The organism is Achromobacter ruhlandii (genome assembly GCF_002082135.1).
Lineage (GTDB): Bacteria > Pseudomonadota > Gammaproteobacteria > Burkholderiales > Burkholderiaceae_B > Achromobacter > Achromobacter ruhlandii.
This window is the reverse complement of the sequence record NZ_CP017433.1, coordinates 2,139,438-2,164,021: the sequence shown is the minus strand read 5'-3', so window position 1 is coordinate 2,164,021 and position 24,584 is coordinate 2,139,438. Positions and strand designations below refer to the sequence as shown.

Genomic DNA, 24,584 nt, shown 5'->3' with positions numbered 1-24,584 from the left:
TCAGCGCAGCTTGTCGAGCGCGGCGTCGAGCCGGTCCACCGCCCAGATCTCCAGCCCCTCGATGGGCTGGCGCGGCGCGTTGGCCTTGGGAATCAACGCGATCGAGAAGCCCAGCTTGGCGGCTTCGCGCAGGCGCTCCTGGCCGCGCGGCGCGGGCCGGATCTCGCCCGCCAGCCCGACTTCGCCAAAGGCGATCAGGCCGCGCGGCAGGGGCCGGTCGCGCAACGACGACATGATGGCCAGCAACACCGGCAGGTCGGCCGCCGGTTCGGTGATGCGCACCCCGCCCACAGCGTTGACGAACACGTCCTGGTCGAAGGTCGACACGCCGGCGTGGCGATGCAGCACGGCCAGCAGCATCGCCAGGCGGTTGCCCTCCAGGCCGACCGTCAGGCGGCGCGGGTTGGGCGCGTGGGAGCTGTCCACCAGCGCCTGGATCTCGACCAGCAGAGGGCGCGTGCCCTCCTGCGTGGCCATCACGCAGGAACCGGCCACCTGCTGCTCGTGCTGCGACAGGAACAGCGCCGACGGGTTGGCCACGCCGCGCAGGCCGCGGTCGGTCATGGCGAACACGCCGAGTTCGTTGACCGCGCCGAAGCGGTTCTTGAAGGCACGCACCAGGCGGAACGACGAATGCGTGTCGCCCTCGAAGTACAGCACCGTGTCGACGATGTGTTCGAGCACGCGCGGGCCGGCCAGCGCGCCGTCCTTGGTGACGTGGCCGATCATGACGATGGCGATGCCGGTCTGCTTGGCCAGGCGCGTCAGCTGGGCGGCGCATTCGCGCACCTGCGACACCGAGCCGGGCGCCGCGGTCAGCTCGCCGCTGTAGAGCGTCTGGATGGAGTCGATCACGGCGACGCTGGGCTTCTGCTCGGACACGGCGGCCTGGATCGCCTCCAGGCGGATTTCCGCCAGCAGGTTGACGTTGCCGGTCTGGAGTCCCAGCCGGCGCGCGCGCAGCGCCACCTGCTCGGCCGATTCCTCGCCGGTGACGTACAGGACGTTGGTGCTTTCGGACAGCGAGGCCAGCGCCTGCAGCAGCAGGGTCGACTTGCCGATGCCGGGGTCGCCGCCGATCAGCACCACGGCGCCGGCCACCAGGCCGCCGCCCAGCACGCGGTCGAATTCCTCCAGCCCGGTGGGGGTGCGCGGGGTTTCGCGGGCCTCGATCTCGGACAGGCTGCGCACCGGACTGCTGGAGGCCAGCGGCGCGTAGCGGTGCGCGGCCGCGGCGGCCGGCGTGGCCGATTCGACGGTTTCTTCGAGGGTGTTCCAGGCATTGCAGTGCGGACACTTGCCTTGCCACTTCGGGGTGGTGCCGCCGCACTCGGCGCACACGTATACGGTTCGGGTCTTGGCCATGGGCGCAAGTTTACCGGCACAGGCCGGGGCGCGGGGTCGTCGGCGGGCAGTCGCAATGCGCCTTTTCCCGCGCGTTTGGCGCCGTCTTGGTGCAGCACCCTTTCAATCTGCTTGCATAAACAGGGACGGTCTACAGTTACACCATGCAAACACAAGAAATTCGCTGGCAGATTTCTGCAAATCGCGCATAATCATCGGGTGATGCGCAATGTTGAACCGTCGGTTATGTGGCGGCATACCCGGCGCCGCCGCCCACCAGGGCGGCACGACGGGAATCGCGGCGCATCGCGAGACGCTTGGGCCGCGCACGCGGCCACCTAAACCGGAACAAGACCCGATCCTGCACGAGACCGCCGGACCACCGGCGCGGCACAGGCCCAGGTCAAACGCGGATGCGCCCTGCCACCAGGCGCATGCGCGAGGAGTACGCGCATGAGCATTGCCTATCGCCCCCCTTCGACGAAGACGACGAACTGGATTTGCGCGCCCTGTATCGCAAGCCCAGGGCCGGCGGCAGCCCCGAACTGGAAGCGGCCGTGCGTCGCACCTGGCACCCCGGCCGCAGCTGGCATCCGGGCTGGGCCGCCGCCGCCTGCGCGGCGCTGGTGGCCGGCCTGTTCGCCTGGACCGACATGCGCGAAAACGCCGAGATGGCCGACCAGGCGCCGCAATTGGCGGTGTCACAGGAAGCGCCCATCAACATCGAGCGTGGCCCGGCGCCGCGTCCGATCCTGACCGAAGCGCCCGCGCCGCAGGCGGCCCCCGCCCGGCGCAACGGACCGCATCGGCGCCGGCCGAGGCGCCCAGCGCCATCCCGGCCGCGCTTCCCGCCCAGCAGGCGGCCAGCGACGCCGCGCCGCAAGGCGCCAGCGCCGAGGCGCCCGCCGAGCAAGCCAGCGCGGAACCCGTCGCCTTCAGCGAGCAGGACATCGAGGCCCGCATCGCGCACATCCGCGCCCTGGTGCAGGACGATCAGCAAGAGGACGCCGTTGCCGCGCTGCGCGAGTTGCAGCAAGGCGCGCCCGACCTGACGCTGCCCGACGACCTGCAGGAACTGGCGCAGCAGAATCCCGCTTCCTGACCCCCTTTTTCCGTTCCGTTCCCGCCCAGGCCCGCGTTCGTCGCGGGCCTGGGCGTTCACAGGCCTGAACATTCAACGGAAATAGAACGGCTTCTTGCTAACATAGCCGCCATGAGTCCGAGCTTCCACCACCGCAATCTTCCCCATCTGCTGCTTTACGCGCGCGAAACCCTGATGGCGCACTTCCGGCCGATCCTGCACGCCGCCGGCGTCACCGAACAGCAATGGCGGGTGCTGCGCACCTTGAGCGAGGTGGGCGCGATGGAACCCAACCAGATCGCCCGCAGCTGCCAGATCCTCAGCCCCAGCCTGACGCGCATGCTGGCCGGCATGGAAGAACAGGGCCTGATCAAGCGGGTGCGGTCGAACGCCGACCAGCGGCGCCAGGAAATCTCCCTGACGCCCAAGAGCAACAAGCTGATCGACCGCATGCGGCCGCAGGTCGACGCCAAGTACCAGGAAATCGAAGCGCGCATCGGCAAGGAACTGCTCGACCGTCTGTACACCGACGTCGACACCATGGTCGAACTGATCAAGCGCGAACCCGCGACGCAATGAGTCAACCGGGCACGGGCAGGATCGCGTTGATCTGCCCCGTGCCGGAACTGGTGAAGTAGTCCGTCACCACCTCGGCCGGCCGGTCGTAGGCATCCCAGCCCAACAGTCCCAGCAGCATGGCGGTATCGTGCATGCCGCCCTCGCCCACGCACAGCTCGGCGTATTCCGGCAGCATGGCGCAGAACGTCTTCCAGTCGCCCTGGCGCCACAGGTCCACTACCCGCAGGTCGACCTGGCGGTAAAACTCGCGGCTGATCTGGTGCATGGCGGCCTCTGGGCTGCCGTTGTCGTTGAAGCGGTGCGACAGCGAGCCGCTGGCCAGCACCGCGACGCGGCTGTCGCTCTGCTCGATGGCCTGGCGCAAGGCCGCGCCGAAACGGCGGCTGTCGTCCAGCGAATGCCAGGCGCACCAGGCCGCCACCGACACCACCTTGAAGCGGTCATCGCCATTCATGTAGCGCATCGGCACCAGCGTGCCATATTCCAGTTCGAGGCTGGCGATTTCGTGCGCGCGGGTGGCGACCCCAGCTGCGCCCGCGCATTCGGCGATGCGTCGGCCGAGCGCCGGGTCGCCGCGGTAGGCGTAGTCCATGTCCTTGATGAAATGCGGCAGCTCGTTGCTGGTGTAGCGGCCGGCGAAGCGTTCGTTGCAATTGATGTGGTAGCCAGCGTTCACCAGCCAGTGCACGTCCAGCACCACCAGCGTATCCACGTCCAGGTCGCGGCAGCGCTGGCCGATGATCCGATGGCCCTGGATCGCGGCTTCGCGGCAGCCATGATGGCGGCCGGGCATTTCAGATAGGTACATCGACGGCACGTGCGTTACTTTGGCCGCCAGCGCGAGCTTGCCCATGATGCGTGTCTCCTGTTGTTTTCGGTATCCGGGCGCCGGTCAGACGCCCCACTTCGGAATGGGGTGGCTGCCCATCGAGACGCAGACGTTCTTGATCTCGGCGAACACTTCATAGCTGTATTCCCCGCCCTCGCGGCCGGTGCCGGATTCCTTGGTGCCGCCGAACGGCTGGCGCAGGTCGCGCACGTTCTGGCTGTTGATGAACACCATGCCGGCCTCGATGCCGCGCGCCAGCCGGTGGGCCCGGCCGATATCGCGGGTCCAGATGTAGGAGGCCAGGCCGTACTTGACGTCGTTGGCCAGCGCCAGGCCGTGGGCCTCGTCCTTGAACGGAATCAGGCAGGCGACGGGCCCGAAGATCTCTTCCTGGGCGCAGCGCATGCGGTTGTCGACGTCGGCCAGCACCGTGGGCCGCACGAAATTGCCGCCGGCCAGGTGCGCCGGCAGGCCCCGCGGCGCGTCGGCGCCGCCAGCCAGGATGCGCGCGCCCTCTTCCTTGGCCAGGCGGATGTAGCCGGTGACCTTTTCCCAGTGCTGGCGGGTGATCATCGCGCCCACATTGGTCTTGTCATCCGTCGGGTCGCCCACCACCAGGCGATTGGCGCGCTCGGCGAAGCGGCGCACGAAGTCATCGTAAATCGATTCCTGCACGAAGATACGCGAACCCGCGGTGCAGCGCTCGCCATTGAGGGAGAAGATGGTGAACAGCGCCGCGTCCAGCGCCCGCTCGACGTCGGCGTCGTCGAACACCAGCACTGGCGACTTGCCGCCCAGCTCCATCGAGAACTTCTTGATGCCGCCCGCGTTCGCCATGATCTTCTTGCCGGTGACGGTGCCGCCGGTGAACGAGATCGCGCGCACCCCGGGATGGCGCACCAGCGCGTCGCCGGCACTGGCGCCATACCCCTGCACCACGTTGAGCACCCCGGGCGGGATGCCGGCTTCCAGCGCCAGCAGGCCGAGCTGATCGGCGGTCAGCGGCGACAGCTCCGACATCTTCAGCACGGCGGTATTGCCCAGCGCCAGGCAGGGCGCGGTCTTCCAGGTCGCGGTCATGAAGGGCACGTTCCACGGCGACACCAGCGCGCACACGCCGACCGGCTGGTACAGCGTGTAGTTCAGCATCTGGTCGTCCACCGGGTAGGTGTGGCCGTTCATGCGGGTGCAGACTTCGGCGAAGAAGGTGAAGTTCTCGGAGGCGCGCGGGATCAGCTGCTTGCGCGTCTGCGAGATGGGCAGGCCGGTGTCGCGGGTTTCCAGCTCGGCCAGCTGCGGCACGTTGCGGTCGATCAGTTCGCCCAGGCGGCGCATCAGCCGGGCCCGTTCCTTGGCGGGCATGCCGGCCCACTTGGGAAAGGCCTCGGCCGCGGCGGCCACGGCGGCGTCGATCTCGGCCTGGCCGCCGGCGGCCACTTCGTCGATGGCCTCGCCCGTGGCCGGGTTGAAGGTAGTGAAGCGGTCGGCGCTGTCGACCTGCCTGCCGTTGATCCAGTGCTTGATGCTCACGTGCGTCTCCTCGCCTGTCGCGGACGGCCGGCCGTCCGCCAGAACGGCAGCGGGCCGGAATTTAATTAACAAGTTAACTTTATGCGCGAGCGATGGTGCTGTCAACGGCGGAAAACCCCTGTCTCGCGGCCGCGCCGGCGATTGCCGCCGCCCGGTTTTTTTCGCTATGATTATTAACATGCTAACAATATGCCGGAGGGGGCTGGTCCCGCGCCTGTCATGCCACATATCTGGATTGAGTACTCCGCCAGCCTGGACCTGGACACCCGCGCCCTGATGCGCGCGGTGCAGGGCGCCGCCGTCGGCGACGGCAGCCTGTACCCGCTGGCCGGCGCGCGCACCCGCGCCGTGCGGATCGATGACTACCTGATCGCCGACGGCCATCCCGACAACGCTTTCGTGCACGTGCTGCTGCGCATCGGCCACGGCCGCGGCGCCGCGCAGCAGGCGGCATTGGGCGAACGCACGTTCCAGGCCCTGCGCGACGCGCTGGCGCCGGAAATGGCGCGCCGGCCGCTGGGCCTGTCGCTGCAGGTGGAAGAAGCCGACGCGGTGCTCAACTACAAGCACAGCAACTATCGCGAATACCTGGCGGCCCGCGCCGCCGCGCTGCCGCGCACGGTGGCGGGCGCCGCGCTCAATACGCGCCAGGCGCTGGCCGCGCTGGGCGAGGCGGTGAATGCGCCGCCCTACCAGGCCGCGCCTCGCGCGCCGGTGCTGTACATCAAGCCGGCCAATACCTATGCCGCCGACGGCGACGCGATCACGCTGCCCGCCGACGTGCCCCAGGTGCGCATCGGCGCCACCCTGGGCATCGTGTTCGGCCGGCGCGCCAGCCGCGTCAGCGAAGCCGAGGCGCTGGCCCACGTGGCCGGCTATCGCGTGGTGGCCGATCTGTCGGCGCCGCACGACAGCTATTTCCGTCCAGCGCTCAAGCAGCAATGCCGCGACGGCTTCTGCCCGATCGGCCGCGCGCTGGCGCCGGTGTCGTCCGTGGCGGACCCGGACGCGCTCGCCATCGAGGTCTGGGTCGACGGCGAACTGGCGCAGCGCGCCAGCACCGCCGACCTGGTGCGGCCGGTGGCCCGCCTGATCGCCGACGTCACCGCGTTCATGAGCTTCGAACCAGGCGACATCCTGCTGGCCGGGGCCCGCGCCGACGCGCCGCTGGCGCATGCGGGCCAACGCTACGAGATCCGCATTGACCAGGTCGGCACGCTCGGCAACACGCTCATCGCCGGCGCCTGAGACGCCTCCAACGGAACCCGCCATGAAACACGCACGCATCGCCCATGAAGGCGCCATCCACGCCGCCACCGACGCCGGCCACGGCCAGATCCGCCTGGCCGACGGCCGCCTGCTGGCCGAGGACGCGGTGACCTGGCTGCCGCCGATCGAACCGCGCACCACTTTCACGCTGGCCATCAACTATGCCGACCACGCCAAGGAACTGGCGTTCAAGGCGCCGCCCGAACCGCTCGGCTTCCTGAAGGCAGCCAATACCTTTGTCGGCCATCGCGCGCAGACGCTGCGGCCGGCGGACGTGGGCTTCATGCACTACGAATGCGAGCTGGCCGTGGTGATCGGCAAGACCGCGCGCAACGTCACGCGCGAGCAGGCCTATGACTACGTGGCCGGCTACACCGTGGCCAACGACTACGCGCTGCGCGACTACCTGGAGAACTGGTATCGCCCCAACCTGCGCGTCAAGAGCCGCGACACCTGCACGCCGCTGGGGCCATGGCTGGTGGACCGCGACGACGTGGCCGACCCGATGAACCTGGACCTGCGCACCACCGTCAACGGCGTCGAGACCCAGCGCGGCAACACCCGCGACATGGTGTTCGACATCCCCGCCCTGATCGCGTACTTCAGCGGCTTCATGACGCTGTCGCCCGGCGACCTGATCCTGACCGGCACCCCGGACGGCATCGTCAACGTCCAGCCGGGCGACGAGGTCGTGACCGAGATCGACGGCATCGGCCGTCTGGTCAACACGCTGGTGCCCTGCCCCGCCTGATTCCCCCTACCTGGATACCCCGCATGCTCGATTCCACCACCGTGCGCGCGCTGGCCGCGCGCCTGCACGACGCCGAACGCACCCGCCAGCAGATCCGCCAGATCTCGCTGGAACACCCCGACATCACCATCGCCGACGCCTACGCCATCCAGCGCGCCTGGATGGACATCAAGCTGGCCGAGGGCCGCGTCAAGCGCGGCCACAAGATCGGCCTGACCTCGCGCGCCATGCAGTTGTCGTCGCAGATCGACGAACCCGATTTCGGCATGTTGCTCGATGACATGTTCTTCGAGGATGGCGGCGACATTCCCGCCGGCCGCTTCATCCTGCCGCGGCTGGAAGTGGAGCTGGCCTTCGTGCTTGGCAAGCGCCTGCAAGGGCCGAACGTGACCCTGTTCCAGGTATACGACGCGGTCGACTATGTGATCCCGGCGCTGGAGATCATCGATGCCCGCTCGCACGGCATCGACCCCGACAGCAAGCGCCCACGCAAGGTGTTCGACACCATCGCCGACAACGCGGCCAACGCCGGCGTGGTGATGGGCGGGCGGCCGGTGAAGATCGGCGAGCTGGACCTGCGCTGGATCGGCGCGATCCTGTCGCGCAACGCGGTGATCGAGGAAACCGGCGTGGCCGCCGGCGTCTTGAACCATCCGGCCAATGGCGTAGTATGGCTGGCGAACAAGCTGGCCGCGCACGAGGTGGCGCTGGAAGCGGGCGAGATCATCCTGTCGGGTTCCTTCACCCGGCCGGTGGCCGCGCGCCCCGGCGACACCTTCAACGTCGACTACGGCGTGCTCGGCTCCGTCAACTGCCACTTCATCTGACCTCAACGCGGCCCATGGATATCCTGACCAATCAGTTCAAACGCGCGCTGCGCGCCGGCACGCCCCAGATCGGCCTGTGGGCCGGGCTGGCCAGCGCCTACACCTCCGAGATCATCGCCGGCGCCGGCTTCGACTGGCTGCTGATCGACGGCGAGCACGCCCCCAACACGCTGCAGACCACGCTGGCGCAACTGCAATCGGTGGCCGCCTATCCGGTGGCGCCGGTGGTGCGGCCGGCCTGGAACGACCCCGTGCAGATCAAGCAGATCCTCGACACCGGCGCGCAGACGCTGCTGGTGCCGATGGTGCAGTCGGCCGAAGAGGCCGCGGCGGCGGTGGCCGCGGTGCGCTATCCGCCCGCCGGCATCCGTGGCGTGGGCAGCGCGCTGGCGCGCTCGTCGCGCTGGAACCGCATCCCCAACTACCTGGAGCGCGCCAACGACGAGATGTGCGTGCTGGTGCAGATCGAGACGCCGCGCGGCGTCGATGCGCTGGAGGACATCCTGGCGGTGGACGGCGTGGACGGCGCCTTCATCGGCCCGGCCGACCTGTCGGCCAGCATGGGCTACCTGGGCCAGCCCGAGCATCCCGAGGTCGCCCGCACCATCGACGCGGCCATCGGCCGCATCGTCAAGTCGGGCAAGGCGGCCGGCATCCTGCACAGCGGCGTGGCGCAGGCCAGGCACTATCTGTCGCTGGGCGCGACCTTCGTGGCGGTGGGCGTGGACGCGGTGCTGCTGGCGCGCGCGGCCGAAAAGCTCGCGGGCGAATTCAAGGATCTCAAGCCGGTCGGCAAGGCCGGCGGGCCGTACTGAGTGCCCCGGGGAGGCCGCGGCAAGAAAAACGGCGCCCCGCTGAACTGCCCCCCGGGAAGTTGGAAGGGCAACGAAAAACCCCCGAAGGCTGGATCGCGTCCAGCTTTCGGGGGTCAGTTCACGCGGGCGCCATTTTTTTATCGGAAGCCAGGCGCGGCGTAGCCACGCCGGGCCCCGCCGCCTGGCCCGAAGCGGGCGATCAGGAACGACCGCCCAGGCTGCCGCCGCCGTCCACGCCCAGCACCTGGCCGGTGATGAAGCCGGCGTCGTCCGACAGCAGGAAGGCGATGGCGGCGGCCACTTCGGCCGGCGTGCCCAGGCGCTTCATCGGCACCGAGGCCAGCGCGCGCTTTTCGCCTTCGCTGCCCGCCGGGCGGGTGGCGCGGAACATTTCGGTTTCGATGGGGCCCGGCGCCACCGCATTGGCGGTCACGCCGTATTCGGCCAGTTCCAGCGCCCAGGTGCGGGTGCAGCCCACCAGCGCGCTCTTGGCGGCCGAATAGGCGGTGCGTTCCAGGCCGCCGTGGATGGCCCGGCTGCAGACGTTGACGATGCGGCCGGCGCGGCGCGCCTTCATGGATTCGATGAAGGCTTGCGTCACCTGCACGGCGACGCGCACGTTCAGGTCCAGCACGTTGTACAGGGTGGCCAGGTCGATCTCGCCCAGCGGTTGCGGCGAGGCGATGCCGACGTTGTTGACCACGGCGTCGACCGGGAATTTCTCGCGGATCTCGCGCAGCACTTCCTCGGTGCGGCCGGCGTCGGCCAGGTCACAGGCGTACAGGTAGCCCGGAAAATCGACGTCGCCGGTGTTGCGGGCGATACCGACCACATGACAACCCATGTCGGACAGCCGCTGAGTAAGCGCCCAGCCGATGCCTTTGGTGGCGCCCGTAATGAGCACGCATTTGTCCTTCATGGATCGAAACCTCGTTGTTCGTTACTGGGTCGAAAACGGGCGCTTGGGCGCCCGGTTTTTCAAGTAGACACCATCCGGCGTTACCTGTCTTGTAAATTGCGTAGCAATTCTTGCATGCTGGACACCCGGCGTCCGGGCGGGGAACAATCTGGACGGGAAATCGGACGCCGACCGGCATCCGGCAAGCCGGGGCCGGAACGCCGCCCGGGGGATGTTCAAGCAATGATCACGTATCGCGGGTAACCGGCACGCGCGGCGCCAGGGCGCAGAGCAGCTCGTAGCCGATGGTGCCGGCCGCCAGGGCGACCTCGTCCACCGAGGGGCCCTCTTCGCCCCACAGCGAGACCGGCGCGCCGACGCCCGCCGCGGGAACCGGGTCCAGATCGACGATCAGCATGTCCATGGAAACCCGTCCCACCAGGCGGGTACGGATGCCGGCCACCACCACCGGGGTGCCGGTGGCGGCATGGCGCGGATAGCCGTCGGCATAGCCGCAGGCCACGATGCCGACGCGCATCGGTCGGTCGGCGCGGAACAGCGCGCCGTAGCCAACCGAATCGCCGGCCTTCAATTCCTGCACCGCGATGATCTCGGAGCGCAGCGACATGGCCGGCTTGAGCCCGAACGCGCTGGCGTCCGCGTCGGCGAACGGCGAGGCGCCGTACAGGCAGATGCCGGGGCGGACCCAGTGCGCCTGGGCCTCGGAACCGACGGCGACCTCGGCAAAGCGCAGCGTGGCCGCCGAGTTGCAGACGCTGATGGGACCGGCCGCCATCTTATGCGTCACCGAATTGAACACGGCCAGTTGCTCGGTGATGCCCTGGGGGCCGTCGGCGCAGGCGAAATGGGTCATCTTGCCGATCGAGCCGAGCACGCCCTGCTGTTGCAGCAGCAGCGCGCGCTCGTGGGCGGCCGGATAGGCGGCGGGTGAAAAACCCAGGCGGTTCATGCCGCTGTTGAGCTTGAGCATGATGTCGACCCGCCGCGACAGGCGAGCCCGCGCCAGCATGTCGAGCTGTTCACGCTGGTGCACCGTGGTGCTCAGGTGATAGCGGTCGACGATTTCCAGGTCGGACGGGTTGAAGAAGCCTTCAAGCAGCAGGATCGGCCCGCCCCAGCCGGCCTCGCGGCAGCGCACCGCTTCGTCCAGGTCGAGCATGGCCAGGCCTTGCGCCTTGGAGAAGCCGGCGACGGCCTGCTCGATGCCGTGGCCATAGGCGTTGGCCTTGATCACCGCCCAGATCGAGGGCGCCAGGCCGGACGCGGCGGCGGCGGTCTGGTCGAGGTGACGCCGCACGGCGGCCAGGTTGTGGGCCAGGGCGGAAACGGAAACGGTGGCGGAAATTGGGCGGGGCATGGTATGAGGTCCTGTGGCGCTTAAGTCTAACTGATCGGCGTGCCGGCGGCGCGGGGCCGCGGCTTCGCGCGTACTCTAAAATGACCGTGATCCGGCCCGCGCGGCCGGACCGCAGTCAGAACGAATGCAGGACCCGACCATGCCCATCGATCACTACGAGAATTTTCCCGTCGCCTCGCTGCTGCTGCCGCGCCGGCTGCGTGGCGCCGTGACCGATCTATACCGGTTCGCCCGTGCCGCCGACGACATCGCCGATGAAGGCGCCGCCAGCGATGACGAGCGGCTGGCGCAGCTGGCGGCGTTCCGCGCCGAACTGCACCGCATCGGCGCCGAACCGGGCGCCGTGCCCACCCCCGGCGCGCCCGCGCTGGCCGGCATTTTCGTGCCGCTGGCGGCCACCATCGCCCGCCACCAGTTGCCCATCACGCCGTTCTACGACCTGCTGTCGGCCTTCGAGCAGGACATCGCGGTCAAGCGCTACGAAGACTACGCCACGCTGGCCGATTACTGCACCCGCTCGGCCAATCCGGTCGGGCGGCTGATGCTGTGCCTGTTCGAGGCCGCCGATCCGCGCAACATGGAACAGTCGGACGCCATCTGCACCGGGCTGCAACTGGTGAACTTCTGGCAGGATGTGCGGGTCGACTGGCATAAGCACCGCGTCTACCTGCCGCAGGAAGACCTGCGCCGCTTCGGCGTCTCGGAAGAAGACCTGGCCGCCGCGCGGCTGACCCCGGGATGGCGCGCGCTGATGGCGTTCCAGGTGGAACGCACCCGCGCGCTGCTACACTTCGGCGCTCCGCTGGCGCGCCGCCTGCCGGGCCGAATCGGCCTGGAACTGCGCCTGGTGGTGCAAGGCGGGCTGCGCGTGCTGGAGCGGATCGAGGCGAGCGGCTACGATGTATTCATGAACCGACCCGAATTGGGCGCCAAGGACTGGGCCATCATGCTCTGGCGCTCCATCAAGTAAGCAAACGGCCCTGCCAACTATGACCCCTGACGAGTACTGCCAGGAGAAAGCCGCCAAAAGCGGTTCCAGCTTCTACTATTCCTTCCTGTTCCTGCCGCCCGAGCGGCGGCGCGCCATCACGGCGCTGTACGCCTATTGCCGCGAAGTCGACGACGTGGTGGACGAATGCACCGACCCGTCGCTGGCGCGCATCAAGCTGGCCTGGTGGCGCACGCAGGTCGACCAGATGTTCGACGGCAAGCCCGACCATCCCGTGACCCGCGCGCTGCAGCCGCACCTGCAGAGCTGTTCGATCACCCGCGAGCGCCTGCTGGCCGTGGTCGACGGCATGGAAATGGACCTGGACCAGACCCGCTACCTGGACTGGCCCGGCCTGCGCAAGTATTGCTGGCATGCCGCCGGCGTGGTCGGCGAACTGTCGGCCGGCGTCTTCGGCTACACCGATCCGGCCACGCTGGTGTACGCCGAGAAGCTCGGCCTGGCGTTCCAGATGACCAACATCATCCGCGACGTCGGCGACGACGCCCGCCGCGGCCGCATCTACATCCCGGTCAACGACATGCAGCAGTTCGAGGTCAAGGCCTCGGACATCCTGAATGGCGAGTATTCCGAGCGCTTCTCGGCCCTGATGAAGTTCCAGGCCGAGCGCGCGCGCGAGTTGTACCGCGAGGCGATGCGCAGCCTGCCCGAAGCCGACCGGCGCGCGCAGCGTCCCGGCCTGATGATGGCGGCGATCTATCACGCGCTGCTCGACGAGATCGAGCGCGACAACTGGCAGGTGCTGCATCAGCGCATCTCGCTGACGCCGCTGCGCAAGCTGTGGCTGGCGTGGAAGACCTGGGTAGGCGGCGGGCGCGGGCTGGTCCGCCGGTTGGCACGGTGAAGGCGGCGGTCATCGGCGCCGGCTGGGCGGGCCTGGCGGCCAGCGTCGCCCTGCGCGAAGCCGGCGCCAAGGTCACCGTGTTCGAAGCCGGCCACACGCCCGGCGGCCGCGCCCGGCGCGTGTTCCACGATGGCTTCGAATCGCCGCTGGACAACGGCCAGCACCTGCTGTCGGGCGCCTACACGCACACGCTGGCGCTGATGCGCCGGGTGGGCCGCAACCCCGATGCCCTGCTGATGCGCCGGTCGCTGCGGCTGGCCAGCCTGGACGGCCGTTTCCGGCTGTCGGCGCCGCGCCTGCCCGCGCCGCTGCACATGGCGGTGGCGATCCTGGGCGCGCGCGGCCTGTCGTGGGCCGACCGCTTTGCCACGCTGCGCCTGATGCGCGGCCTGCGCGCCATGTCCTGGACGCCGCCGCGCGACTGGACCGTGCAACAGCTGCTGCATTATCACGCGCAGTCCGACGCCCTGATCCGCCAGGTCTGGGAGCCGCTGTGCCTGGCCGCGCTGAACACCCCGGTGGCCAGCGCCAGCGCCGGGCTGTTCGCCCGCGTGCTGCGCGACAGCCTGGCCGGCCGCCGCGAAGACAGCGACCTGCTGCTGCCCTGCACCGACCTGTCGGCGCTGTGGCCGGACGCCGCCGCGCGCCAGGTCACCATGCGCTACGGCAGCACGGTGCGCCAGTTGCGTCCGGCGGAGGACGGCATCGACATCAACCAGGAACGCTTCGACGCCGCCGTGCTGGCGGTGCCGCCGGCGTTCGCCGCGCGCCTGCTGGACGCGCCGCTGCGGGCGGCCGGCGCCACCGGGCTGCTGGACGCGCTGCGCGCCTTCGACTATCTGCCGATCGCCACGCTCAACCTGCGGCTGGCCGGCCCCTGGCGCCTGCCCGAGCCCATGATGATGCTGCGCGAAGAGCCGGCCCGTGGCCACGTCGGCCAATGGCTGTTCGACCGCGCGCAACTGGCCGGCGATGCCCTGGCCGGCGAACTGGCGGTGGTGGCGAGCGCCGCCACCAGCCTGGCCGACCGCAACCGCCAGCAGGCCATCGAGGCCCTGATCGACCAGGTGGCCGAACAGGCAGCCGCCCATCCGCAGCGGCTGCCGCCGATGCCGGAAGTCGCGGCGGCGGAATTGTTCATCGAAAAGCGCGCCACCTTCGCGGCGGTGCCGGGCCTGACGCGGCCCTTGAACAGCACGCCGTGGCCGACGCTGGCGCTGGCCGGCGACTGGACCGATACCGGCTATCCCGGCGTGCTGGAAGGCGCGGTGCGCAGCGGCCTGGAAGCGGCGCGGGTGCTGAATCCGCGGGCCGGCGACTGAAGCGTCGCCAAGGCGCCACGCAACCGCATGGCGGCCCGGCGCCGCCGCAACGCGGGCGCCGGGCGGCTCAGCGCAACAGGCTGGCCGTTGCCAGGCCCAACCCCGTCAGCAACAGGGATCCGAGCAAACTGAAGCCGGCGTAGCCGAGCGCGCCGCCGTACGCGCCGCGCTCGAGCATCGCCACGGTTTCGGCCGAGAATGTCGAGAAGGTGGTCAGACCGCCCATGAAGCCGGTGATGGCCCCCAGCCGCACCCAGGCCGGCCATTCGGGATGGCCCGCCACCAGCGCCAGCACCAGCCCCACCAGGTAGCCCCCGGCCAGGTTGACCGCCAGCGTGCCCCAGGGCCACGACTCGGTGTTGAGCCACAGGCTGACGAGCCAGCGGGCCCAGGCGCCGAACATGGCGCCCAGGCCCACGGCCAGGAAGTTCAGGGGAATCAGGGTCTGGTAAGCGGTCATGGACTCAGGGCGCGCGGTGCTGCTTGAGGCGCAAGGAAAAGACCAGCAGCAGTATGCCAAAGAACACGGCATAGATACCGATGACCCACACCAGCGCCAGCGCGCCGGCCCCCGGCTGCATCACCAGCATCGCGCCGAACAGGACCGACACCAATCCGGACAGCCCCAGGAACCATTCGTTGCGGATTTCCTTGCGGAAACGGATCGCGGCAATGATCTGGAACACGCCGGCCACCAGCGCCCAGATGGCGATGATGTAGAGCAGGATCAGCGCCGTCAGCCCCGGCCACAGGAAAGTGACGATGCCGGCCGCCACGCCCAGCAGGCCGACGATGATCAATGCCCACAGCGGCTTGCCGTGGTCGCGGATGCGGATGCCGGCGATCAGCGCCAGCACGCCATCGGCCAGCGCGAACGCGCCCCACACCAGCACCAGCGCCGACAAGGTGATCGCCGGCATGAACACGGCCATCAGGCCGAACAGAATGGCGACGACGCCGCGCAACGCCACCCACCCCCAATGACGACCGATCTGATCCACGACTTGCGATTCAAGCATGACGACCTCCGGTAACACGTAACGGGTGACCTATCTTATTTGAATTTCCCCGCCCGTGGACCGCCTGGACGCCGTGACCCGGTTGGCCGGAAAGGCCGTACTCCCCGGAGACGGCCGGCTCCCCGCCTTACTGCAGCTTGATCTGCGCGCGCTCGATCACCGATTTCCAACGGTCGCGCTCGGCGCGGATCTGTTCCCCGAACTCGGCCGGCGTGTTGCCCAGCGGGAAAGCGCCCGTCTCTTCCATCTTGGCGGCGGTGGCGGGGTCGCGCACCGCCTTGGCGAAGGCCTGCGCCAGCTTGTCGCGCACGTCGGCCGGCATGCCGGCCGGTCCCACCACGCCGTACCAGGCCGTCACGTCGTAGTCCTTGTAGCCCTGCTCCGCGAAGGTCGGCACGTCCGGCAGGCGCGGATTGCGCGCGGTCCCGGTGATGGCCAGCGCGCGCAGGTGGTTGCTCTTGATGTACGGCAGCGACGACGGGAAGTTGTCGAAGATCACCGGCACCACGCCGCCCACCGTGTCGGTCAGGGCCGGCGCCGAACCGCGGTACGAAATGCTGTTCATCTTGCCGCCGGTGATCTGCAGGAACCAGATCATGCCCAGGTCGTTGACCCCGCCGGCGCCGGCGTTGGCGTAGCCGTCCTTGCCGGGATTGGCGCGCACGTGCGACACGAACTCGGCCAGCGTCTTCGCCGGGTATTGCGGGTTGACGCTGAGGATGTTGGGGCTGGTCACCAGGTTGCTGATGGGCGTGAAGTCCTGGACCGGGTCATAGGCCAGCCTGGGGAACAGGTGCGGCGCGGTGCCGTGAGTGCTGACGGTCGCCAGCCCCACGGTGTAGCCATCGGGCTTGGCGCGCGCGGTGGCGGCCATGCCGATGGTGCCGGAGGCGCCGGTGCGGTTCTCCACCACGACCTGCTGCCCCAGGATCTCGCCCGCCTTGGCCGCGGCCAGCCGGCCGACGATGTCGGTGGGGCCGCCGGCCGGGAACGGCACGATCAGGGTGATGGGGCGATCGGGGAATTCGGCGTGGGCGGCCGGCAACACGGCGGCCAGCGCCAGGGCGATGCAAGTCTTGCGGATCATCGGGATTGTCTCCTGTGGGGATCGGTTCTGCTTGTTATCGGGAACGAACGGGCGCGGCGGCGATGCTGGCGTCGCGGCGCAATATCCTGCCGGGACGATGCGTGCCGGGCGCCGCCGGGAACACCGGGCAGCCGTTGACCAGCACGTGCTCGATGCCGGCCGAGGCCAGCGTCGGCGCGTCCCAGGTGGCGCGGTCGCACACCGTGTCGGCGTCGAACACCACCACGTCGGCCCAGGCGCCCACGGCCAGCCGGCCGCGATCGGCCAGGCCGAACACGCGCGCCGGCAACGAGGTCATCTTGGCCACCGCGGCCTCCAGCGTCAGCAGCTCGGCCTCGCGCACGTAGCGTCCCAGCACGCGCGTGAAACTGCCCCACAGGCGCGGGTGCGGATGGGCGTCGTTGGGCAGGCCGTCGGAGCCCACCATGCAGCATTCGTGCTGGAAGATGCGGCGCACTTCGTTTTCGTCCATGGCGAAGTAGATCGCGCCCGCCGGGCACAGGCGGCGCGCCGCCGTGACCGGATCGCAGCCCCAGCGCGCGGCGATCTCGGCCAGCGACTGGCCGCCGCATTCGGGATGCGGCGTCGACCAGGTGATGCGGATGTCGTCGATCTGGTCGGCGCGCTCGGGAATCAGGATGGTGGAGCTGCCGGGGTACGGGTAGATGTCCAGCGCCACGTCGACGCCGGCGGCGCGGGCGTGGTCGATGTTGGCCAGCGTGGCGGCGCTCTTGCCCCAGTTGGCCGGCATCATGCATTTGTGGTGCGACAGCACCGTGGCGCAGCCGGTGCGGCGGCCGATGCCCAGCACCTCGTCGACGGCGGCCTCGACCGCGTCGCCCTCGTTGCGGATGTGGCTGGTGTGCAGCGCGCCGTGCGCGGCCGCCACCCGCGCCAGGCCGTCCAGTTCGGCCTCGCCGGCGACGCCGCCGGGCTGATAGGCCAGGCCCGTGCTGAACCCCACCGCGCCAGCCTCCAACGCCTCGGCCAGCATGCGCTCCATAGCCTGCTGTTGATCAACGCTGGGCTGCGCCGCCGGATCGGGCATCGCGGCCAGGCGCAGGTTGGCGTGGCCCACCAGGGCGGCCACGTTGATCATCGGCCGCTGCGCCTGCAGCGCGCCGAAATACGCGGCCATGTCCGCGAACAGCGGCGAATCGCCCAGCAGCGCCAGCGCCGCGGCGGTGTTGCCCGGCAGTGGCGCGGGGGCGCCGCTGATGCCACAGTTTCCGACCACCACCGAGGTGATGCCCTGGCTGGTCTTCCATTCCAGGCCCGGCTTTTCCACGAACATCAGGTCGTCGTGACCGTGGGTGTCGATGAATCCGGGCGCGACGATCCTGCCGCCGACATCGAGGCGCCGCGCGGCCGGAGCGGCCGACAGATCGCCAATGGCGGCGATGCGCTCGCCGCGGATGCCGACGTCGGCGCGGCGGCGTGCGGCGCCCGTCCCGTCGATCACCCAGCCGCCTTCGATAACCAGATCCAGTTCTTCCTGCATGCCACTTCCGTCTCGATAGGGCCGGCATCGAGGCCGGCCGCTTGCGGGCCGTCCACCGACGGCTCCGATGCTTGATGAAGCCCCTAGTATCGTCGGCCCGATCAATCTGGAAAAATTGTTTTTATTGATCCATCCATCGTGATTTGAAATGAATCGTCTGCCCAAGCACGTCACCCTCAAGCATCTGACCGCGTTCGTCGCGGTGGCCCAGGAATCCAGCTTCACGCATGCGGGCAAGCGACTGTTCCAGACCCAGTCGTCGGTGACCAGCCTGGTGCGCCAGTTGGAAGAGGCGCTGGCCACGCGCCTGTTCGCGCGCACCAGCCGGCGCGTGCTGCTGACGGCGGCGGGCGAGGAGTTCCTGCCGCGCGTGATGCGCCTGCTGGCCGATTTCGATGGCGCGATCGAGGACGTGGTGCGCTTCGGCGCGCTGGAACGCGGCCGGGTCGGCGTGGCGGCCGCGCCCTCGGCCATCACCGAGCTGATCGCGCCGGCGGCGGCGCGGTTCGCGGCGCAGTATCCCGCCATCCGCCTCTACCTGAGCGACGACAACTCCGGCCGCATCCAGCGCAAGGTGGCCGCGCGCGAAGTCGATTTCGGCCTGACCAGCCGCTGGGCCGATGCGCCCGGCCTGCAATTCGACGCGCTATTGGAAGACCGCTTCGGCGTGCTGTACCGGCGCGACGACGCCAGCCTGCGCCCGGGCCGCGACGGCGCCATGCGCTGGTCCGACCTGGCGGGCCGCAAGCTGGTGGGGGTGGTGGACGAGACCGGCATCATGGCGCTGCTGCGGGCCCGCGCGGACCTGCCGATCGAAGCCGCCGCGCCCTTCTACGAAGCCTCCAGCACCACTTCCCAGGCGGCGTTGGTGAAGGCCGGCATGGGCGTGGCGCTGCTGCCCGCGCTGGCGGCGCAGCGGGTGCTGGAACCGGGGTTGGCATACGCGCTGCTGGCGCGGCCGACGGTGGTGCGCACGCTGTGCATCATCCGCCACAAGGAACATGCGCTGAGCCCGGCGGCCGAAGCGCTGATCCGCGCCATCCGCGACTACCTGCGCGGCGCGGGGCTGCCGGCCGGCTGCAAGCTGTCGGCGGGCGCGACGCGCCGGCGCGCCTGACGCGGATCGGCGTCGCCACGGCAACGCCAGCGGAGCATGCCCCGCCCCGCCGCGACGCTACGCGCCGCTCAGGCGCGCAGTTTCTCGTCCAGGGCCGCCAGGCCGGCGGCGAACACGCCCTGTCCCACGGCGGTCGCCACCGCCTGCAGGTCGGCGTCCGCCTCGACGCGGAAATCGGCCCACCATTCCACCAGCGTCGTGCCGCTCTCGGTGATGGCGCGCAGGTTGATGCCGGCGACGTAGTCACGCATCGGCAGATCGGTCTCGATGATGGAATAGCGCAGCGCGGTGCCCGGGTCGTCCAGCATCAGCAACTGCTCGCGCACGAAGCCCGAAGGCTTGAGCGACAGGTAGCGCACCGAGCCGATGGCGTCGTGGCGGCCGCCGTCTTCCAGGCGGCTGTGCGCAATGCCGGGGTGCCACCCCGCCAGGCCGTTGAAATCACGAAACAGCGGCCAGACCTTGGCCAGCGGCGCCTGGACGATGGCGCTGGTGTAGACGTTATGCGGCATGCGGACTCCTGACGGGCGCGCGGCGCCCCGGCGGAAACGGAGGAAGGGGAAATTTCAGAACGTCAGTTGTTTGAACTCGCGGGTGGCGGCGGTCAGCGCCTGCTCGGTGGGCAGGCGCTCCATCGAGCTGGCGCCGTAGAAGCCGTGGCAATGCTGGCAATGGCGCAGGATGTGGGCGGCGTCCTCGGGCGTGGCGATGGGGCCGCCGTGGCACAGTACGATCACGTCCGGGCGCACGGCCAGGGCGGCCGCCGCGATGCGGTCGATGGCGGCGACGCAGTCATCCAGCGTCAGCGCGGTCTCGGCGCCGATCGAACCGCCGGTGGTCAGGCCCATGTGCGCCACGATGATATCGGCGCCGGCCTGCGTCATCGCCACGGCGTCGTCCTCGTTGAACACGTAGGGCGTGGTCAGCATGCCCTTTTCGTGCGCCAGGCGGATCATGTCCACTTCCAGCGCGTAGCCCATGCCGGTCTCTTCCAGGTTGGCGCGGAAGGTGCCGTCGATCAGGCCCACGGTGGGGAAATTCTGCACGCCGGCGAAGCCCTGGCGCTTGAGGTCGTCCAGGAACACGTCGAAGTCGCAGAACGGATCGGTGCCGTTGACGCCGGCCAGCACCGGCGTGCGCTTGACCACCGGCAACACTTCGCGGCCCATGTCGACCACGATCTCGTTGGCGTTGCCGTAGGCCAGCAGGCCGGCCAGCGAGCCCCGCCCGGCCATGCGATAGCGGCCCGAGTTGTAGATCACGATCAGGTCGATGCCGCCCGCTTCCTCGCACTTGGCGGACAGTCCGGTCCCGGCGCCGCCGCCCACGATGGGGGTGCGGTCGCGCACCATGGCGCGGAACTTGTCCAGCAGTTGGTTACGGTCAAAGCGCGGCATGGCGAAAATCCTCAATGTTTGGCGATGGCTAGAAACTGCTCGACCGCCGTGCGGGCGAACAGCGGATCGTTGATGTGGCACGGCACGCGCACCAGGCGCCGGTCGGCGGTCTGCACCAGGCGCGACTCCAGCGCCTCGAACAGCGCGGCGTCGGCCTGCGGATCCCAGAACGCCTGGCCCGGCGCGTCCAGCGCCGAGACGCCGCCTTCCGGGATCAGGAAGCGCACGGGGCCGTCGCAGCGGTTCAGCCGGTCGGCGATCCATTCGCCCTGGCGGCGGTTCTCTTCCGCCGTGGTGCGCATCAGCGTCACCTGCGGGTTGTGGGGGTAGAAGGTGCGGCCCTGGTAGCGCTCGGGCACCGAATCCATGGCGCCGAAATTCACCATGTCGAGCGCGCCGCAGGAACCCACGTAGGGCGCGCGCGTGCGGGCCACGGCGCCAAAGCGGTCTTCGGTGCAGGCCAGCACGCCGCCGAACAGGAAGTCGCAGACCTCGGTGGTGGTCAGGTCCAGCACGCCGGACAGCAGATGGCTGTCGAGCAGCTTTTCCATCGACTGGCCGCCGGTGCCGGTCGCGTGGAACACCAGGCAGTCATAGCGCGATTCGAGCAGCGGCGTGACCTGCTGCACGCAGGCGGTGGTGACACCGAACATGGTGATGCCGACGGCGGGCCGGCTGTCATCGCCCGCGGCGCTGGCGGCCTGGCGGAAGGCGCCGCCGATGGCGCCGGCGGCATTGGCCAGCACCCGGCGCGAGATGCGGTTCAGGCCGGCCACGTCGGTCACCGAGTACATCATCGCGATGTCCGACGGCCCGACATAGGGCGCGACGTTGCCCGACGCCATGGTCGAGACCATCAGCTTGGGCACGCCGATGGGCAGCGCGCGCATGGCCGGGGTGATCAGTGCGGTGCCGCCGGAGCCGCCCAGGCCCAGCAAGGCGCCGATGTCGGGGTTGGCGGCGGCATAGTGTTCGAATGCCAGCGCCATGGCAGCGATGGCGCTGCCGCGGTCGCCCGTGAACACGGCCTGCTCGCCCTGCGGGTGGCTGCGCGCCACTTCCCGCGCCTGCACTTGCGCCGCGCTGGCCGCGCCGGTGGTGGACACGTCCACCGAAACCACGTCCAGGCCTTCGCGCCTGAGCAGCTCGACCACGTACTCGGCCTCGTGGCCCTTGGTGTCGTAGGTGGCGGCCACGAAAACCCGCCGATTCGAATGCGTCATGACTCCTCCGCGGGCGGCTACACTCGGTGCGCGCCTCGATATATGTGCCGGGCGCGAGCCCTGTAAAATCAAGAAATGAGACGAAAGAATCATACTGAGACGCCTGTCTCACGTCAAACCACGAACGCCGCGCGCAAGGCGGCCGCCGCCCCGGCGCGCCTGATCGCGCCCACCAGCCGCCAGGCCGCCGCCAGCGGCGAACCGCCGCACGGGCCGCGCGCGCGCATGCGCAAGATCCTGCTGGACGCCGCGCAGCGCCTGATGGCGCAAGGCCTCACGCCGTCGGTGGCCGAGCTGGCCGAGCATGCCCAGGTGTCGCGCGCCACCGCCTACCGCTACTTTCCCAGCCAGAGCGCGTTGATCGCGGCCGTGGTCGACGAGAGCCTGGGGCCGATCCTGGCCTGGGACTCGACCGCGCCGGACGCCGCCACCCGCGTCGACGAACTGCTGCGCTTCGCCTACCCGCGCCTGCAGGCGCACGAAGCGTCGCTACGCGCCGCCATCCAGGTCTCGCTGCAGCAGCACGCCGAAGCCAGCGCCGGCCGCGCCGGCAACCAGCCGCGGCTGGTGCGCGGCCACCGCATCGACATCCTCAAGCGCGCCATCGCGCCGCTGGCCGGCACGCTCACGCCGGCGCAGCAGGATCGCGTGGCGCAGGCGCTGTCGCTGGTCTATGGCACCGAAGTGTTCCTGGTGCTCAAGGACATCTGGGGCCTGGACCAGACAGAGGTCACCGAGGTCGCGCGGTGGACCGCCACCGCCATCATCCGGCAGGCGCTGGCCGACGCGGCCGCCACGCCGGCGGCAGATCCGCGCAAGCGCTGACCGCCGCCGCGCCGTCGGGGCGCATCCGCCCCGCCTCTCTGTCATTCCCACGTCACCCGCGCGCTTCATAGTGCGGGCCTTCGCGGCGCCGCCTCCTTGCGGCCCGCATGACGCTGGAGCATTGAATGCAGTTCGAAGTAACCCGCCTGCGGCGGGCCCTGATGCCGTTGTCGCTGGCTTGCGTAACCCTGCTGAGCGCCTGCGGCGGCAGCGACGATGACGAAGACACGCCCGCCGTCACGCCACCGCCTCCGGTCGTGACCGACCCCACGCCGCCGGCACGCACGGGGGCCTGGAGCGCCGGCGACCTGCATGTGCACACGATCCAGTCCGACGACGCCCAGACCACGCTGGAAAGCGTGCTGGACCAGGCCTTCGACCGCTACCAGCTGGACTGGGCCGCGCTTTCGAACCACCTGCGCATGTCCGCGCGCGACAACACCGGCGCCAACATTCCCGGCGGCTCGATCCCTTTCTCGGCGGGCATGGCGCGCTATGAAGTGCCGTTCATCAAGCAGGCGCAGGCGGCGGGCCGCTACGCCGGCAAGATCATCTTCTCGTCGTTCGAATGGGACATGCCCACGCACGACCACGTCAACATCGGCATCGGCACCCACGACCCGCTATCCGACAGGTCGCTGCGCGCCGTGGCCGAATTCGAATACCTGTACACCAACAAGGCCGCCAACCTGTTCGACGCGCAACTGGTCGCCGACCTGGCCGGCCAGACGCGCGCGTACACCACGCACGCCGACTCGCTGACGGCCCTGAAGTGGCTGCGCGACAAGCACCCCGACAGCTACATGCTGTTGAACCACCCGTCGCGCTACGCCGGCAAGTACACCATCGGCCAGTTGCGCGAGATGCACGATCTGGCGCCGTCGATCTTCTTCGCCATCGAAGGCATGGTCGGCAACCAGATGGAGCCGGACCGCGGCGGCTATGCCGAGGCCTACACGGCCGACAAGTTGCCCAACCGCACCTACGGCGGCGTCGACTACCTGGTGGCCAAGCTGGGCGGCACCTGGGACGCGCTGCTGGGCGAAGGCCGCCACATCTGGACCGTGGCCGATTCGGACTTCCATTTCCGCGTCAACGCCACCGGCCAGTACAGCAGCGGCTACGCGCCGGGCGAATACGCCAAGACCTACGTCTGGAAGGATGGCAAGGACATGGCGGCGGTGGTCGCGGGCCTGAAGAGCGGCCGCATGTTCGGCGTCTTCGGCGACCTGATCGACGCGCTCGAATTCCAGGCGCAGGGCGCCTCGGGCACGGCCCAGATGGGCGGCGAACTGACGGCGGCCAAGGGCGAGCAGGTGGAGGTCACCATCCGCTTTCGCAGCCCCGCCAGCAACCACTACGAGTATCCGATCGAAAGCGGCAACCCCACCTACGTCAAGCCGACCGTGCACCATGTCGACCTGATCGTGGGCGATGTCGGCGCCCGCGCCGCCGCCGGCACGCCGGCATACGACAACGCCACTAATCCGAGCACCCGCGTGCTGGGCCGCTACACCAGCAAGGACTGGACCGTGGACAAGGACGGCTACAACGTCATCAAGGTCAAGCTGACCGCCGACAAGAGCCAGTATCTGCGCCTGCGCGGCACCAACCTGGCGCCGGACGTGGCGGGCGAGACCGCCAACGGCGAACCGTTGCCGGACGCCAAGGTCGATCTGGCCGACAACGCGGCCCGCTTCAACGCCATCAACGCGCGCAATTACAACGACCTGTGGTTCTATTCGAACCCGGTGTTCGTCACCGTCAAACAGTAAGACGGCCTGCGCCGGCGCGGCATTTCGAGCCGCGCCGGCCCGATCCGAGACGCGACCGGCAAGGATGCTCTTTTATAAGTCACAGTTATTTTATTGACCGACCACCCCTCAATTGCTACATATGAGGACGCAACTGCACTTGGTTCCTGATTATTCTCATCGGA

General features: G+C 69.3%; 23 protein-coding genes. 11 read left to right on the top strand and 12 right to left on the bottom strand.

All coding sequences use genetic code 11. The annotated features are described in order from the left end of the window. Nucleotides 1-1,365 carry a DNA repair protein RadA gene (radA, locus tag AruCF_RS09855; RefSeq protein WP_049073077.1) on the bottom strand — a complete coding sequence of 455 codons (1,365 nt, stop codon included), beginning with the start codon at nt 1,363-1,365 and terminating at the stop codon, nt 1-3. Nucleotides 1,366-2,557: 1,192 nt separating this feature from the next. Between radA and hpaR the strand changes: the two genes are divergently transcribed. Continuing rightward, the gene (hpaR, locus tag AruCF_RS09845) at nt 2,558-3,004 is read left to right on the top strand and encodes a homoprotocatechuate degradation operon regulator HpaR (RefSeq protein WP_049073075.1); all 447 of its coding nucleotides are present in this window, start codon (nt 2,558-2,560) and stop codon (nt 3,002-3,004) included. A gap of 1 nt (nt 3,005) precedes the next feature. Here the strand turns inward: hpaR and hpaD are convergent, their stop codons facing one another. Both hpaD and hpaE read right to left on the bottom strand, forming a co-directional pair. Beyond that, entirely contained in the window at nt 3,006-3,857 is an 852-nt protein-coding gene (gene hpaD / locus AruCF_RS09840) for a 3,4-dihydroxyphenylacetate 2,3-dioxygenase (protein WP_049073074.1), read from the bottom strand. 39 nt (nt 3,858-3,896) lie between these two features. Then, on the bottom strand, nt 3,897-5,363 hold the full coding sequence (gene hpaE / locus AruCF_RS09835) for a 5-carboxymethyl-2-hydroxymuconate semialdehyde dehydrogenase (RefSeq protein WP_049073073.1): 1,467 nt from the start codon (nt 5,361-5,363) through the stop codon (nt 3,897-3,899). Between the two features lie 219 nt (nt 5,364-5,582). Here hpaE and AruCF_RS09830 point away from each other — a divergent pair, with 219 nt between their 5' ends. From AruCF_RS09830 to hpaI, 4 genes are read left to right on the top strand one after another with little or no spacing between them, the layout of a single operon-like run. Next, nucleotides 5,583-6,611 carry a fumarylacetoacetate hydrolase family protein gene (locus AruCF_RS09830; protein ID WP_049073072.1) on the top strand — a complete coding sequence of 343 codons (1,029 nt, stop codon included), beginning with the start codon at nt 5,583-5,585 and terminating at the stop codon, nt 6,609-6,611. Between the two features lie 22 nt (nt 6,612-6,633). Continuing rightward, a complete protein-coding gene (locus AruCF_RS09825; RefSeq protein ID WP_049073071.1) occupies nt 6,634-7,383 on the top strand; it encodes a fumarylacetoacetate hydrolase family protein in 750 nt (249 codons plus the stop codon). A gap of 23 nt (nt 7,384-7,406) precedes the next feature. Further along, nucleotides 7,407-8,210, top strand: a complete 804-nt coding sequence (gene hpaH / locus AruCF_RS09820; protein WP_049073070.1) for a 2-oxo-hept-4-ene-1,7-dioate hydratase — start codon at nt 7,407-7,409, stop codon at nt 8,208-8,210. Nucleotides 8,211-8,224: 14 nt separating this feature from the next. After that, on the top strand, nt 8,225-9,025 hold the full coding sequence (gene hpaI, locus AruCF_RS09815) for a 4-hydroxy-2-oxoheptanedioate aldolase (protein WP_049073069.1): 801 nt from the start codon (nt 8,225-8,227) through the stop codon (nt 9,023-9,025). Between the two features lie 199 nt (nt 9,026-9,224). Here hpaI and AruCF_RS09810 read toward each other — a convergent pair whose 3' ends face one another. Continuing rightward, nucleotides 9,225-9,944, bottom strand: coding sequence for an SDR family oxidoreductase (locus AruCF_RS09810; protein WP_020928472.1), 720 nt, complete (start codon nt 9,942-9,944; stop codon nt 9,225-9,227). Nucleotides 9,945-10,170: 226 nt separating this feature from the next. Continuing rightward, nucleotides 10,171-11,301 carry an alanine racemase gene (gene alr / locus AruCF_RS09805; RefSeq protein ID WP_049073068.1) on the bottom strand — a complete coding sequence of 377 codons (1,131 nt, stop codon included), beginning with the start codon at nt 11,299-11,301 and terminating at the stop codon, nt 10,171-10,173. A gap of 139 nt (nt 11,302-11,440) precedes the next feature. Here alr and hpnC point away from each other — a divergent pair, with 139 nt between their 5' ends. The 3 genes from hpnC to hpnE are packed head-to-tail and all read left to right on the top strand — an operon-like array spanning nt 11,441 to nt 14,476. Then, nucleotides 11,441-12,271 (top strand): squalene synthase HpnC, encoded by an 831-nt coding sequence (gene hpnC, locus AruCF_RS09800; RefSeq protein ID WP_049073067.1) that lies wholly within the window; start codon nt 11,441-11,443, stop codon nt 12,269-12,271. Between the two features lie 19 nt (nt 12,272-12,290). After that, nucleotides 12,291-13,154 carry a presqualene diphosphate synthase HpnD gene (gene hpnD / locus AruCF_RS09795; protein WP_006384298.1) on the top strand — a complete coding sequence of 288 codons (864 nt, stop codon included), beginning with the start codon at nt 12,291-12,293 and terminating at the stop codon, nt 13,152-13,154. Then, complete coding sequence (hpnE, locus tag AruCF_RS09790) at nt 13,151-14,476, top strand: hydroxysqualene dehydroxylase HpnE (protein ID WP_049073066.1); 1,326 nt, start codon at nt 13,151-13,153, stop codon at nt 14,474-14,476. The genes hpnD and hpnE overlap by 4 nt, the downstream gene beginning before the upstream one ends. Before the next feature lie 67 nt (nt 14,477-14,543). On the opposite strand, the gene AruCF_RS09785 is transcribed toward hpnE, so the two are convergent. The 4 genes from AruCF_RS09785 to AruCF_RS09770 form a co-directional block, all read right to left on the bottom strand. Beyond that, nucleotides 14,544-14,936 carry a CrcB family protein gene (locus tag AruCF_RS09785; RefSeq protein WP_049073065.1) on the bottom strand — a complete coding sequence of 131 codons (393 nt, stop codon included), beginning with the start codon at nt 14,934-14,936 and terminating at the stop codon, nt 14,544-14,546. A 4-nt stretch (nt 14,937-14,940) separates the two neighbouring features. Further along, the gene (locus AruCF_RS09780; RefSeq protein WP_049073064.1) at nt 14,941-15,495 is read right to left on the bottom strand and encodes an HdeD family acid-resistance protein; all 555 of its coding nucleotides are present in this window, start codon (nt 15,493-15,495) and stop codon (nt 14,941-14,943) included. Nucleotides 15,496-15,622: 127 nt separating this feature from the next. Beyond that, nucleotides 15,623-16,582, bottom strand: coding sequence for a tripartite tricarboxylate transporter substrate binding protein BugE (locus AruCF_RS09775; protein ID WP_049073063.1), 960 nt, complete (start codon nt 16,580-16,582; stop codon nt 15,623-15,625). Between the two features lie 34 nt (nt 16,583-16,616). After that, nucleotides 16,617-18,083, bottom strand: coding sequence for an N-acyl-D-glutamate deacylase (locus tag AruCF_RS09770; RefSeq protein WP_049073062.1), 1,467 nt, complete (start codon nt 18,081-18,083; stop codon nt 16,617-16,619). A 148-nt stretch (nt 18,084-18,231) separates the two neighbouring features. On the opposite strand from AruCF_RS09770, the gene AruCF_RS09765 reads away from it, so the two are divergent. Then, nucleotides 18,232-19,200 carry a LysR family transcriptional regulator gene (locus AruCF_RS09765; protein WP_049073061.1) on the top strand — a complete coding sequence of 323 codons (969 nt, stop codon included), beginning with the start codon at nt 18,232-18,234 and terminating at the stop codon, nt 19,198-19,200. Between the two features lie 68 nt (nt 19,201-19,268). Here AruCF_RS09765 and AruCF_RS09760 read toward each other — a convergent pair whose 3' ends face one another. The 3 genes from AruCF_RS09760 to AruCF_RS09750 are packed head-to-tail and all read right to left on the bottom strand — an operon-like array spanning nt 19,269 to nt 21,820. Continuing rightward, entirely contained in the window at nt 19,269-19,712 is a 444-nt protein-coding gene (locus tag AruCF_RS09760; RefSeq protein ID WP_049073060.1) for an SRPBCC family protein, read from the bottom strand. A gap of 54 nt (nt 19,713-19,766) precedes the next feature. Continuing rightward, nucleotides 19,767-20,597 (bottom strand): phosphoenolpyruvate hydrolase family protein, encoded by an 831-nt coding sequence (locus AruCF_RS09755; RefSeq protein ID WP_026384442.1) that lies wholly within the window; start codon nt 20,595-20,597, stop codon nt 19,767-19,769. 11 nt (nt 20,598-20,608) lie between these two features. Next, nucleotides 20,609-21,820 (bottom strand): Tm-1-like ATP-binding domain-containing protein, encoded by a 1,212-nt coding sequence (locus AruCF_RS09750; protein WP_049073059.1) that lies wholly within the window; start codon nt 21,818-21,820, stop codon nt 20,609-20,611. A gap of 159 nt (nt 21,821-21,979) precedes the next feature. On the opposite strand from AruCF_RS09750, the gene AruCF_RS09745 reads away from it, so the two are divergent. Continuing rightward, nucleotides 21,980-22,645 (top strand): TetR/AcrR family transcriptional regulator, encoded by a 666-nt coding sequence (locus AruCF_RS09745; RefSeq protein WP_254431203.1) that lies wholly within the window; start codon nt 21,980-21,982, stop codon nt 22,643-22,645. Nucleotides 22,646-22,770: 125 nt separating this feature from the next. Next, nucleotides 22,771-24,420, top strand: a complete 1,650-nt coding sequence (locus tag AruCF_RS09740) for a CehA/McbA family metallohydrolase domain-containing protein (protein ID WP_049073058.1) — start codon at nt 22,771-22,773, stop codon at nt 24,418-24,420. The last annotated feature ends 164 nt before the right edge of the window (nt 24,421-24,584 follow it).